This is a genomic window from Pedobacter sp. UYEF25 (assembly GCF_054061655.1).
The window spans coordinates 1-15,085 of sequence record NZ_JBSSEL010000006.1 but is presented as its reverse complement, the minus strand read 5'-3'; the positions used below and the strand labels follow the sequence as shown (position 1 = coordinate 15,085).

At 36.7% G+C, this 15,085-nt stretch carries 18 protein-coding genes; 8 read left to right on the top strand and 10 right to left on the bottom strand.

The features are described from left to right. Nucleotides 1–73: 73 nt before the first annotated feature. A complete protein-coding gene (gene purN / locus ACVWYG_RS07520; RefSeq protein WP_457269560.1) occupies nt 74–652 on the bottom strand; it encodes a phosphoribosylglycinamide formyltransferase in 579 nt (192 codons plus the stop codon). Between the two features lie 232 nt (nt 653–884). On the opposite strand from purN, the gene rpsT reads away from it, so the two are divergent. From rpsT to ACVWYG_RS07505, 3 genes are all read left to right on the top strand, one after another. Next, nucleotides 885–1,139, top strand: coding sequence for a 30S ribosomal protein S20 (gene rpsT, locus ACVWYG_RS07515; RefSeq protein ID WP_457269559.1), 255 nt, complete (start codon nt 885–887; stop codon nt 1,137–1,139). A 200-nt stretch (nt 1,140–1,339) separates the two neighbouring features. Continuing rightward, the gene (radC, locus tag ACVWYG_RS07510) at nt 1,340–2,038 is read left to right on the top strand and encodes a RadC family protein (protein ID WP_457269558.1); all 699 of its coding nucleotides are present in this window, start codon (nt 1,340–1,342) and stop codon (nt 2,036–2,038) included. 24 nt (nt 2,039–2,062) lie between these two features. Beyond that, nucleotides 2,063–2,896, top strand: a complete 834-nt coding sequence (locus ACVWYG_RS07505) for an endonuclease/exonuclease/phosphatase family protein (protein ID WP_457269557.1) — start codon at nt 2,063–2,065, stop codon at nt 2,894–2,896. Between the two features lie 801 nt (nt 2,897–3,697). Here the strand turns inward: ACVWYG_RS07505 and ACVWYG_RS07500 are convergent. Further along, nucleotides 3,698–3,856 carry a hypothetical protein gene (locus tag ACVWYG_RS07500; protein WP_457269556.1) on the bottom strand — a complete coding sequence of 53 codons (159 nt, stop codon included), beginning with the start codon at nt 3,854–3,856 and terminating at the stop codon, nt 3,698–3,700. Between the two features lie 654 nt (nt 3,857–4,510). Here ACVWYG_RS07500 and pheT point away from each other — a divergent pair. From pheT to ACVWYG_RS07475, 5 genes are all read left to right on the top strand, one after another. After that, the gene (pheT, locus tag ACVWYG_RS07495) at nt 4,511–6,928 is read left to right on the top strand and encodes a phenylalanine--tRNA ligase subunit beta (protein ID WP_457269555.1); all 2,418 of its coding nucleotides are present in this window, start codon (nt 4,511–4,513) and stop codon (nt 6,926–6,928) included. Nucleotides 6,929–6,959: 31 nt separating this feature from the next. Then, complete coding sequence (locus ACVWYG_RS07490) at nt 6,960–7,250, top strand: hypothetical protein (protein WP_457269554.1); 291 nt, start codon at nt 6,960–6,962, stop codon at nt 7,248–7,250. Between the two features lie 33 nt (nt 7,251–7,283). Then, nucleotides 7,284–7,574, top strand: coding sequence for a cell division protein ZapA (locus tag ACVWYG_RS07485; protein ID WP_354358417.1), 291 nt, complete (start codon nt 7,284–7,286; stop codon nt 7,572–7,574). Between the two features lie 285 nt (nt 7,575–7,859). Then, nucleotides 7,860–9,413 carry a ribonuclease Y gene (gene rny, locus ACVWYG_RS07480; RefSeq protein WP_457269553.1) on the top strand — a complete coding sequence of 518 codons (1,554 nt, stop codon included), beginning with the start codon at nt 7,860–7,862 and terminating at the stop codon, nt 9,411–9,413. Between the two features lie 176 nt (nt 9,414–9,589). Beyond that, nucleotides 9,590–10,105: an Mpo1 family 2-hydroxy fatty acid dioxygenase gene (locus ACVWYG_RS07475; RefSeq protein ID WP_457269552.1), complete on the top strand. Its 516-nt coding sequence runs from the start codon at nt 9,590–9,592 to the stop codon at nt 10,103–10,105. Here the strand turns inward: ACVWYG_RS07475 and ACVWYG_RS07470 are convergent. The 8 genes from ACVWYG_RS07470 to ACVWYG_RS07435 all read right to left on the bottom strand — a co-directional run. Then, complete coding sequence (locus ACVWYG_RS07470; protein WP_457269551.1) at nt 10,083–10,424, bottom strand: hypothetical protein; 342 nt, start codon at nt 10,422–10,424, stop codon at nt 10,083–10,085. The genes ACVWYG_RS07475 and ACVWYG_RS07470 overlap by 23 nt on opposite strands. A 200-nt stretch (nt 10,425–10,624) precedes the next feature. After that, complete coding sequence (locus ACVWYG_RS07465; RefSeq protein ID WP_457269550.1) at nt 10,625–11,110, bottom strand: hypothetical protein; 486 nt, start codon at nt 11,108–11,110, stop codon at nt 10,625–10,627. A 150-nt stretch (nt 11,111–11,260) separates the two neighbouring features. Beyond that, a complete protein-coding gene (locus ACVWYG_RS07460) occupies nt 11,261–11,545 on the bottom strand; it encodes an addiction module antidote protein (RefSeq protein WP_457269549.1) in 285 nt (94 codons plus the stop codon). Between the two features lies 1 nt (nt 11,546). Further along, complete coding sequence (locus ACVWYG_RS07455) at nt 11,547–11,837, bottom strand: type II toxin-antitoxin system RelE/ParE family toxin (RefSeq protein ID WP_457269718.1); 291 nt, start codon at nt 11,835–11,837, stop codon at nt 11,547–11,549. Between the two features lie 328 nt (nt 11,838–12,165). Next, complete coding sequence (locus ACVWYG_RS07450; protein WP_457269548.1) at nt 12,166–12,600, bottom strand: hypothetical protein; 435 nt, start codon at nt 12,598–12,600, stop codon at nt 12,166–12,168. Nucleotides 12,601–12,748: 148 nt separating this feature from the next. Continuing rightward, complete coding sequence (locus ACVWYG_RS07445; protein WP_457269547.1) at nt 12,749–13,786, bottom strand: hypothetical protein; 1,038 nt, start codon at nt 13,784–13,786, stop codon at nt 12,749–12,751. A 155-nt stretch (nt 13,787–13,941) separates the two neighbouring features. Continuing rightward, complete coding sequence (locus ACVWYG_RS07440; RefSeq protein ID WP_457269546.1) at nt 13,942–14,850, bottom strand: hypothetical protein; 909 nt, start codon at nt 14,848–14,850, stop codon at nt 13,942–13,944. A gap of 24 nt (nt 14,851–14,874) precedes the next feature. Further along, the coding region (locus ACVWYG_RS07435; RefSeq protein WP_457269545.1) for a hypothetical protein at nt 14,875–15,085 on the bottom strand (211 nt) is incomplete at its 5' end.

Here is a 15,085-nt window from a genome sequence, read left to right as displayed (position 1 = left end):
GCTATAGTGTAAAATTATTAATAGTTCTTACAATTGCTCGTACATCAAATCGCCTTCGGTAATTAACAGATTCCTACTTTTTCAGCTTTTTAATAAGATTTTCTACAATACGCGGATAATGCAAGTGCTCTAGCTGCTGCCCTTTAAATTTTACCATTTCTAACGTATCGTTTGGCTCTACTTTATATTTAGCCTGATAAATGTATTCGCCCTCATCATATTGTTTGTTTACATAATGAACGGTAATGCCGCCTTCACGCTCTTTAGCTGCCAGCACCGCAAGATGTACTTTATCTCCGTACATGCCCTTACCGCCAAATTTCGGTAAAACTGCCGGATGAATGTTTATTATCCTACCGGGATAGGTGTCTATAATGTTTTCTGGCAATAGCCAAAGAAAGCCAGCCAAAACGATAAAGTCTATTTCCAAATTTTTTAACAGCAACAACACATTTTCTGAGCCATACAGTTCATTTCTATCAAAGATGTGGCTTGGAATTTCAAAATTATCGGCACGTTGCAGCACGTACGAATCTGCGTTGTTGGTAAGCACCAATGAAACTTCAGCATCAATACTGTGCTTAAAATGTTCCATTATTTTTTGGGCGTTCGAGCCAGAACCCGAGGCAAAAATGGCAATTCTCTTTCTCACTACATTGGGATTTTCATCAAAAGTAATATTTTAAATTAAAAATTTAACGCTGATATGTGTTATTGTTCCCAGTTGTTTTCTAGCTTTGAACATGTTTTTTTCGTTGGTTTTGCACGATCATTTTGGCTTGATAAAAAAAAACAAAAACGTTTTGTAATTTAAGAACATAAATCATATATTTGCAACCCCGATAAGAAGGGGCAAATTAAGACAAAATAAAAGGCTAAAGAGCATGGCAAACCATAAATCGTCATTAAAGAGAATTAGATCAAACGCTACAAAACGCTTACGTAATAGATATCAAGCGAAAACCACCCGTACCTTTATTAAAAGGTTGCGTGCTTCTGAGGATAGAAAATCTGCATCAGAACTTTTGCCTAAGATTGTTTCTATGCTAGACCGTTTAGCAAAGAAAAATGTAATTCACAAGAATAAAGCAGCAAATAACAAATCAAAGTTAACAAAATTTGTTAACGGTTTGAGCTAGTTTTTTACCGATATTAAGGACGCTGCATAATTTATGCGGCGTTTTTTTTTTGACCTAAAATCCATTACACCTTAATCCATTACAAACAGCTGTCTTCAGAAGATAAAAAGACAGATATAAAACAGGAAGTTCAATTTGATTAATTTTTTTTACGATATTAGAAGCGATGCCTTTCTTCGGCGTCGTTTTTATTTCTAAAAATGGATGAATACGGGCAGAAATTAGGAATCAAATTTTGGGCGGAAGAAGACAGACCGCGCGAAAAACTGTTGCTACATGGACGCAGACATCTAACCAACGCAGAACTTGTTGCTATTTTAATTGGCTCCGGTAATTTAACAGAATCTGCGGTAGATCTGAGTAAACGGATTTTGGCTTTCTATGATCATAATTTAACCAAATTAGGGAAAGCAAGCATTGCAGATCTTTCTAGCTTTAAAGGAATCGGCGAAGCGAAAGCCATTTCCATTATTGCGGCCCTAGAATTAGGTCTCAGACGGAAAGAAACGGATGCCGAAATTATTGTAAAAGTTTCAAGTTCTAGAGACATCTTCAATTATTTAGATCATGTCTTCGCAGATTTAAATCATGAGGAATTTTGGATAATTTTATTAAATCGGGCAAACGGTATTTTAGGCAAATATCTTATAAGTAAAGGTGGCCAAGCGGGAACCGTTGCCGATCCCAAAATAATATTTCACATTGCGCTAGAAAAAAATGCAGCAGGAATTGTGCTAGCTCATAATCATCCTTCTGGAAATTTAACCCCGAGCGAAGCTGACAACAGATTAACCAAAAGTTTAGTGGAAGCGGGAAAATTACTTTACCTATATATTGTTGATCATCTTATTTTTGCAGGTAATAAATACTACAGTTACAAAGACGAAGATTTGATTTAACCATCACCACAAACCACAAAAACAATGAAAAGCACCTTTATCTTTAGTTTATTTTTTGCACTTACTCTAAACGCCCTAGCGCAGACACCCATTAAAATCATCACCTACAACATTAGATATAACAATCCTGGCGATGGAATTAACGCGTGGCCAAATAGAAAGGAGAATGTAAAGGCGCTCGTTAAATTTCACGATGCAGATATTTTATGCGTACAAGAAGCCTTGGCTATACAATTTGACCAATTATTAGAAAATTCAAATTTTAAGGCGGAGGGTGTTGGAAGGGATGATGGAAAACGCAAAGGTGAATTTTCTGCCATCTACTATGACAAAGACAGGTTTATAAAGAAAGATGGCGGTCACTTTTGGCTGTCTACCACCCCAAATGTCCCATCTAAAGGATGGGATGCAGCCTTAGAACGGATTTGTACTTGGGTTGAACTCTATGACAAGAAAAATAAAAAGGCGTTTCTCGTTTTCAATACCCACTATGACCATATAGGTGTGCAAGCGAGAATAGAATCTGCAAAACTCATAAAACAAAAAATCCAGGAAATAGCGCCAAAATTACCTGTTGTTTTTACTGGCGACTTAAACGTAACGCCAGAAACAGAAGCGATTGCCACTATAAAATCTTTTTTAAGCGATGCAAAAGAGGTGTCTATAGCGCAACCTTATGGTCCGGAAGGCACCTTTAACAATTTTCAATTCGATAGCCCTTTAAAAGATAGAATAGATTATGTTTTTGTTAACAAAGGTTTTAAAGTAGAAAAATTTGCCGTACTATCTGATAGCAAAAACCAACATTATTTTTCAGATCATTTGCCAGTTTTTGTAGCGCTGGATTTTCAAAAATAATTAGATTGAAATCTGACGCTCCGTTTCCTTTTAATTTTGAGCTTTTGAGCAATCACTTCATTGCCATTACATTTTCTAAACCCTTGTATTTATTTTAGGTTTTCGGTTTATCATCATTTACAAAAAGGTTTTTCAGATCATGTTTTGAGGAACGTAGGGTATAGATGCCGAGGCTTTTAAGGCTTTGAAAACAAGTATTTTAATAGATTGTCTTGATAGAACCATGAACAACATCAACGGTAACTTCGTTTGATAATGCAATAGTCGATCAAAAAAACAAATAGATGTCGCAAACAGGAACATCAAAATAGGGCGATAAAATCTCCGCGATTGTCCGATACATTTAACACTTTGATAGCTTATGAAGCCTTCAACAGTCGTTTAAAAAATATTCCGCATTCAGAAGTGAGATGGGAATACGAACCCCTAAATACATGCTTCGTGATGCGATTAGCACCCTTTTTCGGAAGACAACCAAACTAAAGCCGAAGTTATTGTCGTTTGATCAGCGCAGATTAAATTTTTCGAAGCCATGTGACTAATTGGCGAACACGCAAAGATAAAAACCAATGAACCTTGGCCTTTGCATTTTCTTTAGCGGCTGCTGGGCGTTGAGTCAGCTAAATGATCAGGTTGGTAGACCAATAACGCATTGGATCGTCTCTAAGTTCTGAATGATGGGTTACGCTTTTGAAATCTCATCTCGGAAAATTAGTTGATAGATCAATCAGAGGTATCGAACCTACTTGCCTCCTAAATAATGGAAATCAGAAATGCGTTTACGGTCTTCAGCAATGAACGCTATTCAGAGGTGAATGGTTTTCCCTGACAAGAAGCATCCATCATCAAGGTCTCGTTACCTACTTTTCGTTTGGCACCAATGGTTATGATGTTTTCGTACGTGGTGCCGGGCAAATAAGCCATCAGCATTGTCTGGTCCGAACTGCGCTTTCTGCGCATTGATGCACTTGTTGAAAATTGACGTAAGTATATTGGATTAATAAACTGTATATAAGAAGGTTAAACATAAGACAGAAATTCAACAAACCTAAAACGAATATGAATCGGACGTTGGTCGGACTTCACTAATCAATTTCCGTTTTATATCCGTCCAATGTCCGTCCAGGAGCCGTGGTACATCCTTTTTACGGATGCCCTTTGTAATGGCGGATATGAGTGGATTTGAGGTTGGAATGCGGTATACAACTTCACTCTAATTTTAAATTTGTGCGGAAAATTTATTTGAGAAGAATGACGCCAATCTTTCAATAGGTTGAAGAACCTCATAAATTCAGCTTAACAGATTTGTGCTTTAGAACGCTAATTAAGGTTAAATTTTACCGTTTAAACAACGCACTATGAGTTATTGTGTAATGGCAGCAGTAACCACAAAACGGGTCAGCTATAAGCCTTTTTAGTTTAAGTTATTATGTTCAGAATGTTGGCTAAATCTGCCATTAGGCAAGTGGCGTGGAAAAATGATAATGGCATTAACTTCTAAAGCTAGCATCTAAATACTTTTTTTCCTTTCAGAGAGAAACAATACCTTTGCCCTTTAAGAGCGTAGTTGGAATATTTTATTTCTAGATACCAACTACTAAATACCAACTACTAATGAAAATATCTTACAACTGGCTAAAGCAGTTTATCAATATTACAAAAAGTGCAGAAGAATTGTCTCTAATTTTAACCGACATTGGCTTAGAAGTAGAAAGTTTAGAAAAAGTGCAGGCAATTATTGGTGGCTTGCAGGATTTGGTCATCGGCGAAGTATTAACCTGCATACCGCACCCAAACGCTGACAAATTAAACATCACCACCGTAAATTTAGGGGATAACACGCCTGTTCAAATTGTTTGCGGAGCGCTAAACGTGGCTGTTGGGCAAAAAGTGGTGGTAGCGCCTGTTGGCTGTACTGTTTACCCACTTTCTGGCGAACCTTTTAAAATCAAGGAGGCCAAGATTAGAGGAGAACTTTCGCAGGGAATGATCTGTGCGGAAGACGAGATTGGTTTAGGCAAATCTCACGACGGGATTATGGTATTGCCTCCAGAAGCAACAGTAGGTATTTTTGCCAAAGACTTTTTCGATTTGGAAGATGATTATGTCTTCGAAATTGGTTTAACGCCTAATCGGGCAGATGCTGCTTCGCACTTAGGTGTTGCCAGAGATTTAGGTGCTTATTTTCGAAGTGCCTACAAAATGCCGGACATTTCTGGTTTTCACGTTGATGATGAATCCTTAACTATTCCGGTGGTTGTAGAAGATGCTATTGCATGCCCTAGGTATAGCAGCATTACTTTGTCTGGGGTTCATATCCAAGACTCGCCAACCTGGCTTCAAGATAGGCTTAAAATAATTGGGCTGCGCCCGATAAATAATGTGGTGGATGTTACAAATTTTGTGCTTCATGGTTTTGGGCAACCATTGCACGCATTTGATGCCGCGAAGATTACCAGCGGGCAGGTCGTTGTTAAGAAAATGGCAGAAGGTATATTGTTTACCACGCTAGATGGGGTAGAAAGAACTTTGAGTGCAGAGGATCTGATGATTTGCAATGGTGTTTCGAGCGTTGATGGCGCCGAACCCATGTGTATCGCGGGTGTTTTCGGAGGGAAAACTTCTGGCGTTGATTCCAATACAACGACGATTTTTCTAGAAAGTGCCTACTTCAACGCTGTTTCTGTCCGCAAAACATCAAAAAGGCATGGCTTAAAGACGGATGCTTCTTTTAGATATGAGCGCGGAACTGATCCAAACATCACGGTAGACGCGCTAAAGTTTGCGGCAATGCTTATAAAGGAATTGGCTGGCGGCAAAATATCTTCTGCAATTTCTGATGTTTATCCCGAGGTGATAAAAGACTTTGAGTTTGAAGTATCGTATAAAAACATAACTGCCCTAATCGGAGTTGACATTCCCCTTGCTGAAATAAAAGACATTATTGTGGCATTGGGTATTGGAGCAACTGAAGTGGATGATAAAACGCTCGCATTAAATGTGCCGCCTTACAGGGTAGATGTTACTAGAGAAGTAGACATTACTGAAGAAGTGTTGCGTATTTATGGGTACAATAATGTTCCCATTCCCACCAAAATAAACGCTTCACTTGGCTACGGAATTAAGCCAGACAGGGAAAATACAAATAATACAGTCGCTGATATGCTTAGCGCAAATGGATTTGCCGAGATAATGTGCAATTCTTTAACAAAGCCTGCATATTCTAAAAATATAGCTGCTGCGGTTCATATTTTAAATCCCTTGAGTAATGATTTAAGTGTAATGCGCCAAAGCCTATTGATGCCGGCGTTGGAAAGTGTCGCTTACAATCAAAATAGAAAAAATCCAAATCTAAAGTTTTTCGAGTTTGGGAAAACGTACCAAGTTAAAAACGATGGCTACATAGAGAAGCAGCGGCTATTGTTGCTGATAACTGGAAATAAAGAGGCAGAACAGTGGAATCAAGATAGCAAAGCGAGTTCATTCTATAATTTAAAAGCAGCCGTAGATGGTTTGCTGAGTAGGCTAGGCGTAGTAAGTTTTCAAACCGATACATTGAAGGATGAAGAATTTTTATATGGGCTCAAATACTTTCGGGGGGAACAGGTTTTGGTAAAATTTGGTGCCGCCACGCAAAGTGATAGAAAACTGGCTGGTGTACATGCGGAGGTTTTTTATGCAGATGTTGATTGGGATGTGTTGTTGAAAATTATCAAGAAGCACAAGATCATCAATAAGGAAGTCAGTAAGTTTCCTCAGGTGAGGAGAGATCTTTCTCTTTTAATAGATAAAGGCATCACCTTCGATGGATTGAAAGCCATCGCCTTCAAAACAGATAAAAAATATATTAAAGATGTAGGCATTTTTGATGTGTATGAGGGCAATAGATTACCTGAAGGTAAAAAGTCTTATGCACTTTATTTTATCTTGCAAGATGAAGGGCAAACCCTGAGTGATAAACAGATAGAGTTGGTGATGCAGAAACTTATTCAGAATTTTGAACAACAAGCAGGTGCACACATTAGGAAATAAGATTTAAATTCGTATTTTTAGAAAGAAATTCATGAGCTCGGTTGCAATACAGTTAGAAAGCATTTTAGATAAAACAACTCGGTTAGTTGAGTTATGTGCTGCCTTGCAAGAAGAAAATGATTTATTAAAACTCGAAAATCAATCGTTAAATGTTGCGCTTTCCGCCTCAAAGGATAAAAGTAAAGATTTAGACGAAAAGATGCGGGTATTAAAATTGGCTAAAAGTATTGAGGGAAACAACGAGAAATCTCTTGATATTAAGCTAAAAATTAACGATTTTGTGCGGGAAATCGATAGAAGTATCGCTTTGCTTAAAAAATAGGTGAGCGAAGCACAACAGAAACTAAGCTAATAAATGGGAGAAATCTCTATTAAAATAACCATTTCCGATCGCATCTACCCGCTAAAGGTAAATACGGAAGAGGAAGAAATTGTGAGGCGAGCGGCAAAGATGATCAATGAGCGCATAAAAGAATATCAAGAAAATTATGCGGTTAGAGATAAGCAAGATTTACTTAGTATGGCATTGCTACATTATGCAACAGCGGTATTAAGAACTGAAAATAAGGTGCAAAATCAAGATACCGCAGTTGCCGACAAGGTAGAGGAATTGGATGTTTTATTAAATGATTTTTTTTCAAAATAAGGTTCGTTCTTTATAGTTTGGTTGCATTTAGGTTTGATTTCTCTCTGTTAGAGGTGAATTAGACTTGTGCATTCAAACAGATAATTGGTACAAAAATATAGCCGCAGCTAGTTTTTGAGTTTCAAATTTTTTAAACTTAACACTTCAATATCTATAGGGTTAAGAGGGCGTATTTCATCTGCTTTTAGCACCTGAAAATGGCTTAAACCCTAATTATGCATAGTTGAGGTTTAAATTGATGGAACTTTAAAGATTACCTGCGGTTTTTTTATTTAAAAACAAAAAATGGAAATAGTTTTATACGTATTTGCTGGCCTTGTGGTCGGTGTTTTGGCAGGAAGATTCTTGCTGAGGGGTTTGTTTAAGAAGCAAGAAGTAGCAGCCCAAACCAAAGTGAAGAAGATTTTAAAAGATGCAGAAAGCAATGCAGAAATTCTTAAAAAGAATCAACTTTTAGAAGCAAAAGAAAAATTTCTTCAATTAAAGCAAGAGCATGAGAAAGAAATAAACGCAAAAAATAATAACATTAACCAACGCGAAAACACGATGAAGCAGAAAGAGCAATCGGTAAATCAGCGGATGGAAAATTTTAATAAAAAGGAACAAGATCTAGAGAAACAAAAAACCAATTTAGAGCGACAAACAGAGGTTGCCGTAAAGAAGCAAGAAGAGGTAGAAGCGCTTAAAAGCCAGCATTTAAAGCAATTGGAGACCATTGCCGGACTTTCTGCAGCGGAGGCCAAAGACCAACTGGTTGAAAATTTAAAACAAGAAGCGCGCACGCAAGCCATGATGCAGGTTAAAGACATTGTTGATGAGGCGAGATTGACTGCCAATAAAGAGGCTAAAAAGGTAGTGATACAAACCATTCAGCGCACCGCCACAGAAATGGCCATAGAAAATTCAGTATCTGTTTTTCACATAGAAAGTGATGAAATTAAGGGTAGAGTTATTGGTAGAGAGGGAAGAAATATTAGAGCGCTAGAAGCTGCAACCGGTATAGAAATTATTGTAGACGATACACCGGAGGCAATCATTCTTTCTGGTTTCGATCCGGTTAGAAGAGAAATTGCAAGGTTGGCGCTACACCGTTTAGTAACAGACGGCAGAATACATCCGGCTAGGATTGAAGAAATTGTGGCCAAAACCAAAAAGCAAATCGAAGATGAGATTGTAGAAATTGGAGAGCGCACGGTAATAGATTTAGGCATACACGGCCTGCATCCAGAATTAATTAGAATGGTTGGCCGCATGCGTTACCGTTCTTCTTACGGGCAAAATTTACTGCAACACAGTAGAGAAGTTGCCAACTTTTGTGCAACCATGGCCTCAGAACTTGGCCTAAATGCTAAAATGGCAAAAAGAGCAGGATTGTTGCATGATATTGGAAAGGTGCCGGATGACAATCCAGAATTGCCACACGCAATTTTAGGTATGCAACTCGCCGAAAAATATAAAGAGCACCCGGAAATTTGTAATGCCATTGGCGCTCACCATGATGAGATAGAAATGACTTCGATGATTTCGCCTATTGTGCAGGCGTGCGACTCGATTTCTGGTGCGAGACCGGGTGCACGTAGAGAGGTTGTAGAAAGTTACATTAAGCGCCTAAAAGATTTAGAAGCTTTAGCACTTTCCTACCCTGGTGTAGAAAAAACATTTGCCATTCAGGCGGGCAGAGAGTTAAGAGTAATTGTAGAGAGCGAACGCATTACAGATGCGCAAGCAGAACTTTTAGCAGCAGATATTTCCACTAGAATCCAAACTGAAATGACCTATCCCGGACAAATTAAAGTAACGGTGATTAGAGAAACTAGGTCGGTTGCATTTGCGAAATAAGCGTTGGAAGTATTAACGATCGTATTTAAACACAGCGCACCATAGAGGTGCGCTGTGTTTAAGTTTAATAGAGTGGTTAACTTAAAAACATTAGGTGTAACAGTCGTGCGCTAAACAAAGCAATCATCCGAAAATAATTACACGTAATTCAGTGTTAGTATAAAAAAACGAGCTTTATGAAAAAGCAACCTATAGTTGTCGAACCTAAACGTCCCGTAGAAGTTTATTTCGACAAATATCAAGAAAGTCATATCAATCCTACCAATGAGCGGATTCACTGGGTCTGTGTCCCATTGATTGTATTTAGTTTGTTGGGATTGGTTTGGAACCTTCCATTTCCACATTTGGAATTTCTTGGGCGCTACAATGGCTTCTTTAACTGGGCATCCATCTTAATTGCTTTTACGCTTTACTATTATTTCACTTTATCTCCGCTTTTAGCCTTTTTAATGATCTGGATTATCGGTCTGATGAGTTATCTGATTGTGCAAATAGAGCTGTTGGTTGGCTTGGGAAGCGGGGCGGCCTACGCTACTTATGCAATAATTTTTGTGGCCGCTTGGGTCGGTCAGTTTATCGGGCATAAAATTGAGGGGAAAAAACCATCTTTTTTAGACGATTTAAGGTTTTTGCTAATCGGCCCCATTTGGCTGCTCCATTTTATTTGCATCAAATTCGGTATCCGATACTAACCATTTTCAGCCCGCACCAAATTAAGTAGATAACTGTTGAATTAACCGAAACCACGGTCAGCCATTGTTGCAAAAATTTGCTGTTAGTGAAAGTAGCAATATTTATGTTAGATTTCATTAGGTAGAGATTTAAGTATAAAGCTATTCCCACCATAAAGCAAATAATTACGCTACCCCAAAGTCCAACATAACTTGATAGAGTTGGGCCACTACCATCTTCAGTTTCTAAAGAATGTTTAACTCCTTTTAAAAGAAAGCGGTAGATTAAATATCCAACTACTAAAAAAACAAGTCCACCAAAAAACAAGTCATATTCCATTTTCTTTTTTTAAATAAGGCAAAAGTCTGTTCTCAAATTTTAATGTTTGCAGTTCTGGCTATTGCCACTAACGTTTTTCGGCTTGGCGATGTGGCGGAAATCGAAGCACAAAACTTCAACTTTGAACTAATGTTCAATTGAAAAACTGAACCTCAATTTAGCACTAAACCCGCCATATTGCCAAACCGATGTAGCTGTAGTTATTTTTCTCTTGTCGCTTTAGTTCCCGTATATTGTTCAAGTTTAGAAATAATTTCTTTGTTAAATCTTGCTTCTATTCTTTTCTTGTCTGATGAAGAAGTGTTGTCCTCAAGTGTCCAACCAGATGTAGCATTTTCAACTGCTCGGATAGAAATTCCAGTTTTTGTCGTGTCAACCTGAATCGAGTCATTAGCGTCACCATAAAAAGTTACATAATACATTTCTTCTGGCTCAGATGGGAAATAAAATATCCTACTGTCTAAAAAGCCATAACCTCTCTCTTTCCAATCGTCACGAGATTTCCATTTGTCAGGAATTTTATAGTTGGGATATTTGGAAAATAATGTGTCGATTCCTTGAACAAGTTTTCGCTTTGAAGTCGGAAACATCCTTGTGTCAAAACCGCCAAGCGTTCCAGCACCCATAACACAACTTGTCAAAAAGCAAGATGTCAAAAAAGTTATAATCAGTTTGGTTGGTTTCATAATTCTGACTAACGTTCTGAAAATTTGTGCAGAAATGGCATTGCTCGCAGAACCACTATCGTAACGCACTAAATTAAGTAAATAACCGATGAATTAACGTAAATCACCGTCAGCCATTTTTGCGAAAATTTGCTATTATAAGGGGTTTTGTTATGCGGTTAATGGGTTTACCTTTAATTGTCCGCCAATAGCTTTTAATACTTTCATAATGGTTGAAAATTGTGGTTTTGCTCCTTCAGCTAGCGCTTTATATAAACTGGGTCTGCTCATTCCTGTTTCTTGTGCTATTTTGGTCATACCAATTGCCTTAGCGATATGTCCAATCGCCGTCACAACTTGAGTGTCATTTCCTTCTTCCAAAACCGCATTTAAATACTCGGCAATCATCTCTTTGCTGTCTACGTAATCTGCTATGTCAAATTTTGATGTTTCCATTTTATTTTTTTAGTTTATCCCAAATCTCTTTCGCTTTTTCGATGTCTTTTTGTTGAGTAGATTTGTCTCCACCAATAAGCAAAATAATAATCTTTCCGTCAGTCTCTTTGAAATAAATCCTGTAGCCTTTTGCATAATTGATTTTCAATTCGCTGATTCCGTTTCCAACTGGCTTACAATCTCCAAAATGCTCTTCATTTTCGAGCTTTTGAAGCCTGAACAAAATTTTAGCTTTTGCTGTCAGGTCATTCAGTTTCTTAAACCACTTATCAAATTCTGTTGACTTTTCAATAAAGTATATTTTTTAAAATTGTATTCGGTTGGATACAAAAATATAATAAATAGTTTGAGGTTACAAATTCATTTTTGAGGCTTTCGTCGGTTTAAAATGCCTTATAATGTTTTGGATGATTACAGAAGTGCGGTTTGAAACATTTCCTACCGAAACGTTTAAATAAAAATACAATTGTTTCTAGGTATTTGTAATGCAAAATGATTGTCTTTCGCGAAGCGGCATTTATTGCAAATACTTTGATGTCTGTCCGCATTTTTTTTAGGTGCGGTTATAAGTACTATGGCACATAGTACTTGCGCTTTGTAGCACACATAGGTCTACCGACTTAGTTTGATATAATAAAGTAGATTTTCTTTTTCTCTTTATCTCTTGCTATATAAAACCGTTTTATTTGAATTGTTTCGAGACTATCTTTTGAAACCAATGCAGGGTCTACAAACCACCTAGGTCTACGGTATGAATGAGTTTTAACTTTTTCATTGAATATTGTGCGGTCGATATTTTGTGAGTTAGTAAAGATTGAATCATAATAGATCGTATTTGAATAATTGAAAACACCATAAGCGCAGAGTGGGTCGAGATAGGAATCGTTTTTTAGATTATAGCTGTCGTCGTTAATAATATCAGGAAACCAAGTTTTATTCCTAAGAGTTGCTTCTTTGTTATAATGCTCATAGTTGTCGTAGCTTTGCTCGAATCCATCAGAACAAGAAACAAGAAAGAGGCTTGTCAATATGAAAAGTAATATTTTAAATTTCATGTTTTACTTTCTACAGGGTTTTTCGCTCTATTACTTCTAACGTTTTGAAAATTTGCGCAGAAATGGCATTGCTTGCAGAACCATTGTCGCACCGCACCGCACTAAACCACCGTCAGCCATTTTTGCGCAAATTTGCTGTTACCAGCAGTTATTTTTTATTTTTTTCAGTCGGTTTTGATGTTATAACAACACCGCCTTTCTTGTCTGTTATATTAAAATCAGATTTTAATATTTCGCCATTAATAATTTTTAAATTAATTAAGTTTTCATTGTTTATGCTTGCTAAGTCTCCTTCAAAATTTTCTTTGAGAACTTTATTATTCAGAATATAAACTATATCAATGTCTTGAGATTTTTCTGGAACTAATTTTTTGTACTCGGTAGATTTTGAGCACAGGAAATCCCAATACCTCTTTTTTGCAAAATTTTTAGTTTCTATATATATTAAACCGTTAACAGCTTCTGAACCGAATTTTTCCCATGCGGATTTATCTTTGTAAACTGTAACTGAGGCTATTTGGTTCGGTTCATATTTGATTAAATCATTCTTTGTCACTCTTACGCTGTCTATGAAGAATACAGGGTCAGTAGGAGTTAGAGTGAAGTTCGACTCGTTTCCTTCGGAAGGCTTATAACAAGAGACCACCAAATCTATTGATTCAATTGGCTTTTCCAAATAGTATTTTTCGTCAATTGGATATCTTGGTTTTTTGTCAATTTTAACGTAGAAAAGAAGTGTATCGTTGGATAAACTCCAATAATCCGAACAGTCTCTTGAACCCCATGTGTCAAATTTTGGATATTTATTTAGAACATCTTTAGCTGATAGGTTTTGCATATCGATATATGTTCCATCTGGGAGCTTTCCTTTAAATTCTTTTGTAAGTCTTACTTTACTGATAATGTCAGAGGTTTGTTCTTTCTGAAAAATAATACCAGGATATTTACTTGATGAATATCCCTTACCATTTTCAAATCGGCTATCCTCGCCAAAGCAACTAACTGGATGGTCCATTTCCTCTACTATCACTTCCTTTAAATTCGGGTCTAATTCTTTTAGTTCAGTAATAGAAGCTTGACAAAGACTAAAGCCGTTAATGGAGATGTTTTTGTTTCCTTTTACTTGTCCCTTGGTTTGAAGATTGACAAGAACTATAGAAAAAAGTAGAAGTAATTTTATTTTCATAATGTCTGGTAAAATTGCTGGTAACGTTTTTCGGCTTGGCGATGTGGCGGATGCAGAAGCCGAAACTTTCTATAATCACTGAACTTCAAAGGAAGCAAAAATCTTCGATTTAGCACTAAACCCGCCATATTGCCAAACCGATGTTGGCTGTCAGGCTATTTTTCAATAAGCTTTATAAATTTTTCTATTGTCTTTTTGAGTTCGTCATTCTTTTCATATTCAAATTGAAGTTTGCCAAGTTCTTCCATAATCTCATTCATTTCTTTTGAAGTATTTTTATGCTTTAGTCTATTCATAAAATTATCAGCAATCCAATATTCATCTTCTTTTAAGTTTTTGAGTTTCGTAAATAATAATTCGTAAATTTGAGTTTCATTGTCTTTGTAGACTAAATCAACTAGTCCAAAATCTATCGTTTCATTTGAATTTAATAATGTTTTTTTAAGTCTTTCTTTTTGTTCAGTATTAATGACATTTTTAAAGTCTTGATTTTTAGTTCTTGAATAATATGACATAAAGTTACTTTCTGGACTTAACTCAAAAGTTCCTTCCCATCTTGTTGTTTCATTTTCCGCACATTTAACAAGCCATTCAACAGTTTTATTTCTTTGTTTTACTGTGTCTGAAATTTTAAGAATTTGTTGAATTTCCGAAATTCTTTGTTTGTAAATTTCTATTTCTTCTTTGTTTAATGTCTTCGCACCATAATTTAGGGCGTGAGTATGAAACTTACCACTTTTTTTGTCCTTGTCTATGAATGAAATTACATAGGTGCTATCAAAATATCTGTCTGGTGAAGGACAAATCATATTTGGATTAAATTCAATTTCAATAGTGTCTTTACTGATTTTTCCTTGTAAATTTTCTAAAACTGCAATCCTCGCCACTCTTGAACCCCAATCATCTTTATCTTTTTTCTTTTCATAGGTGTTTACAACATAGCCAACAATTATATACTGACTTTCAGTTACAAGTTGTCTTAATGGTCTTGGCGAAATAGGATAAGCAAAAACATTACTTGTCAGTCCTAAAAATGTCAGTAAAAATATAATTGTATGTTTCATTGTGGTCGTTCTTTAAGCTGACCGCTAACGTTTTGAAAATTTGTGCATAAATGGCATTACCTGCAGAACCATTGTCGCACCGCACCAAATTAAGTAAATAACTGATGAATTAACGTAAACCACCGTCAGCCATTTTTGCCCAAGCATCCATGTAAAAGCAGTAAATTTAAGTTCCACAAAAACAGCAATGTGGCACAGGAATACACCTGTCCACCCAAACTTTAAAGCTATGGCA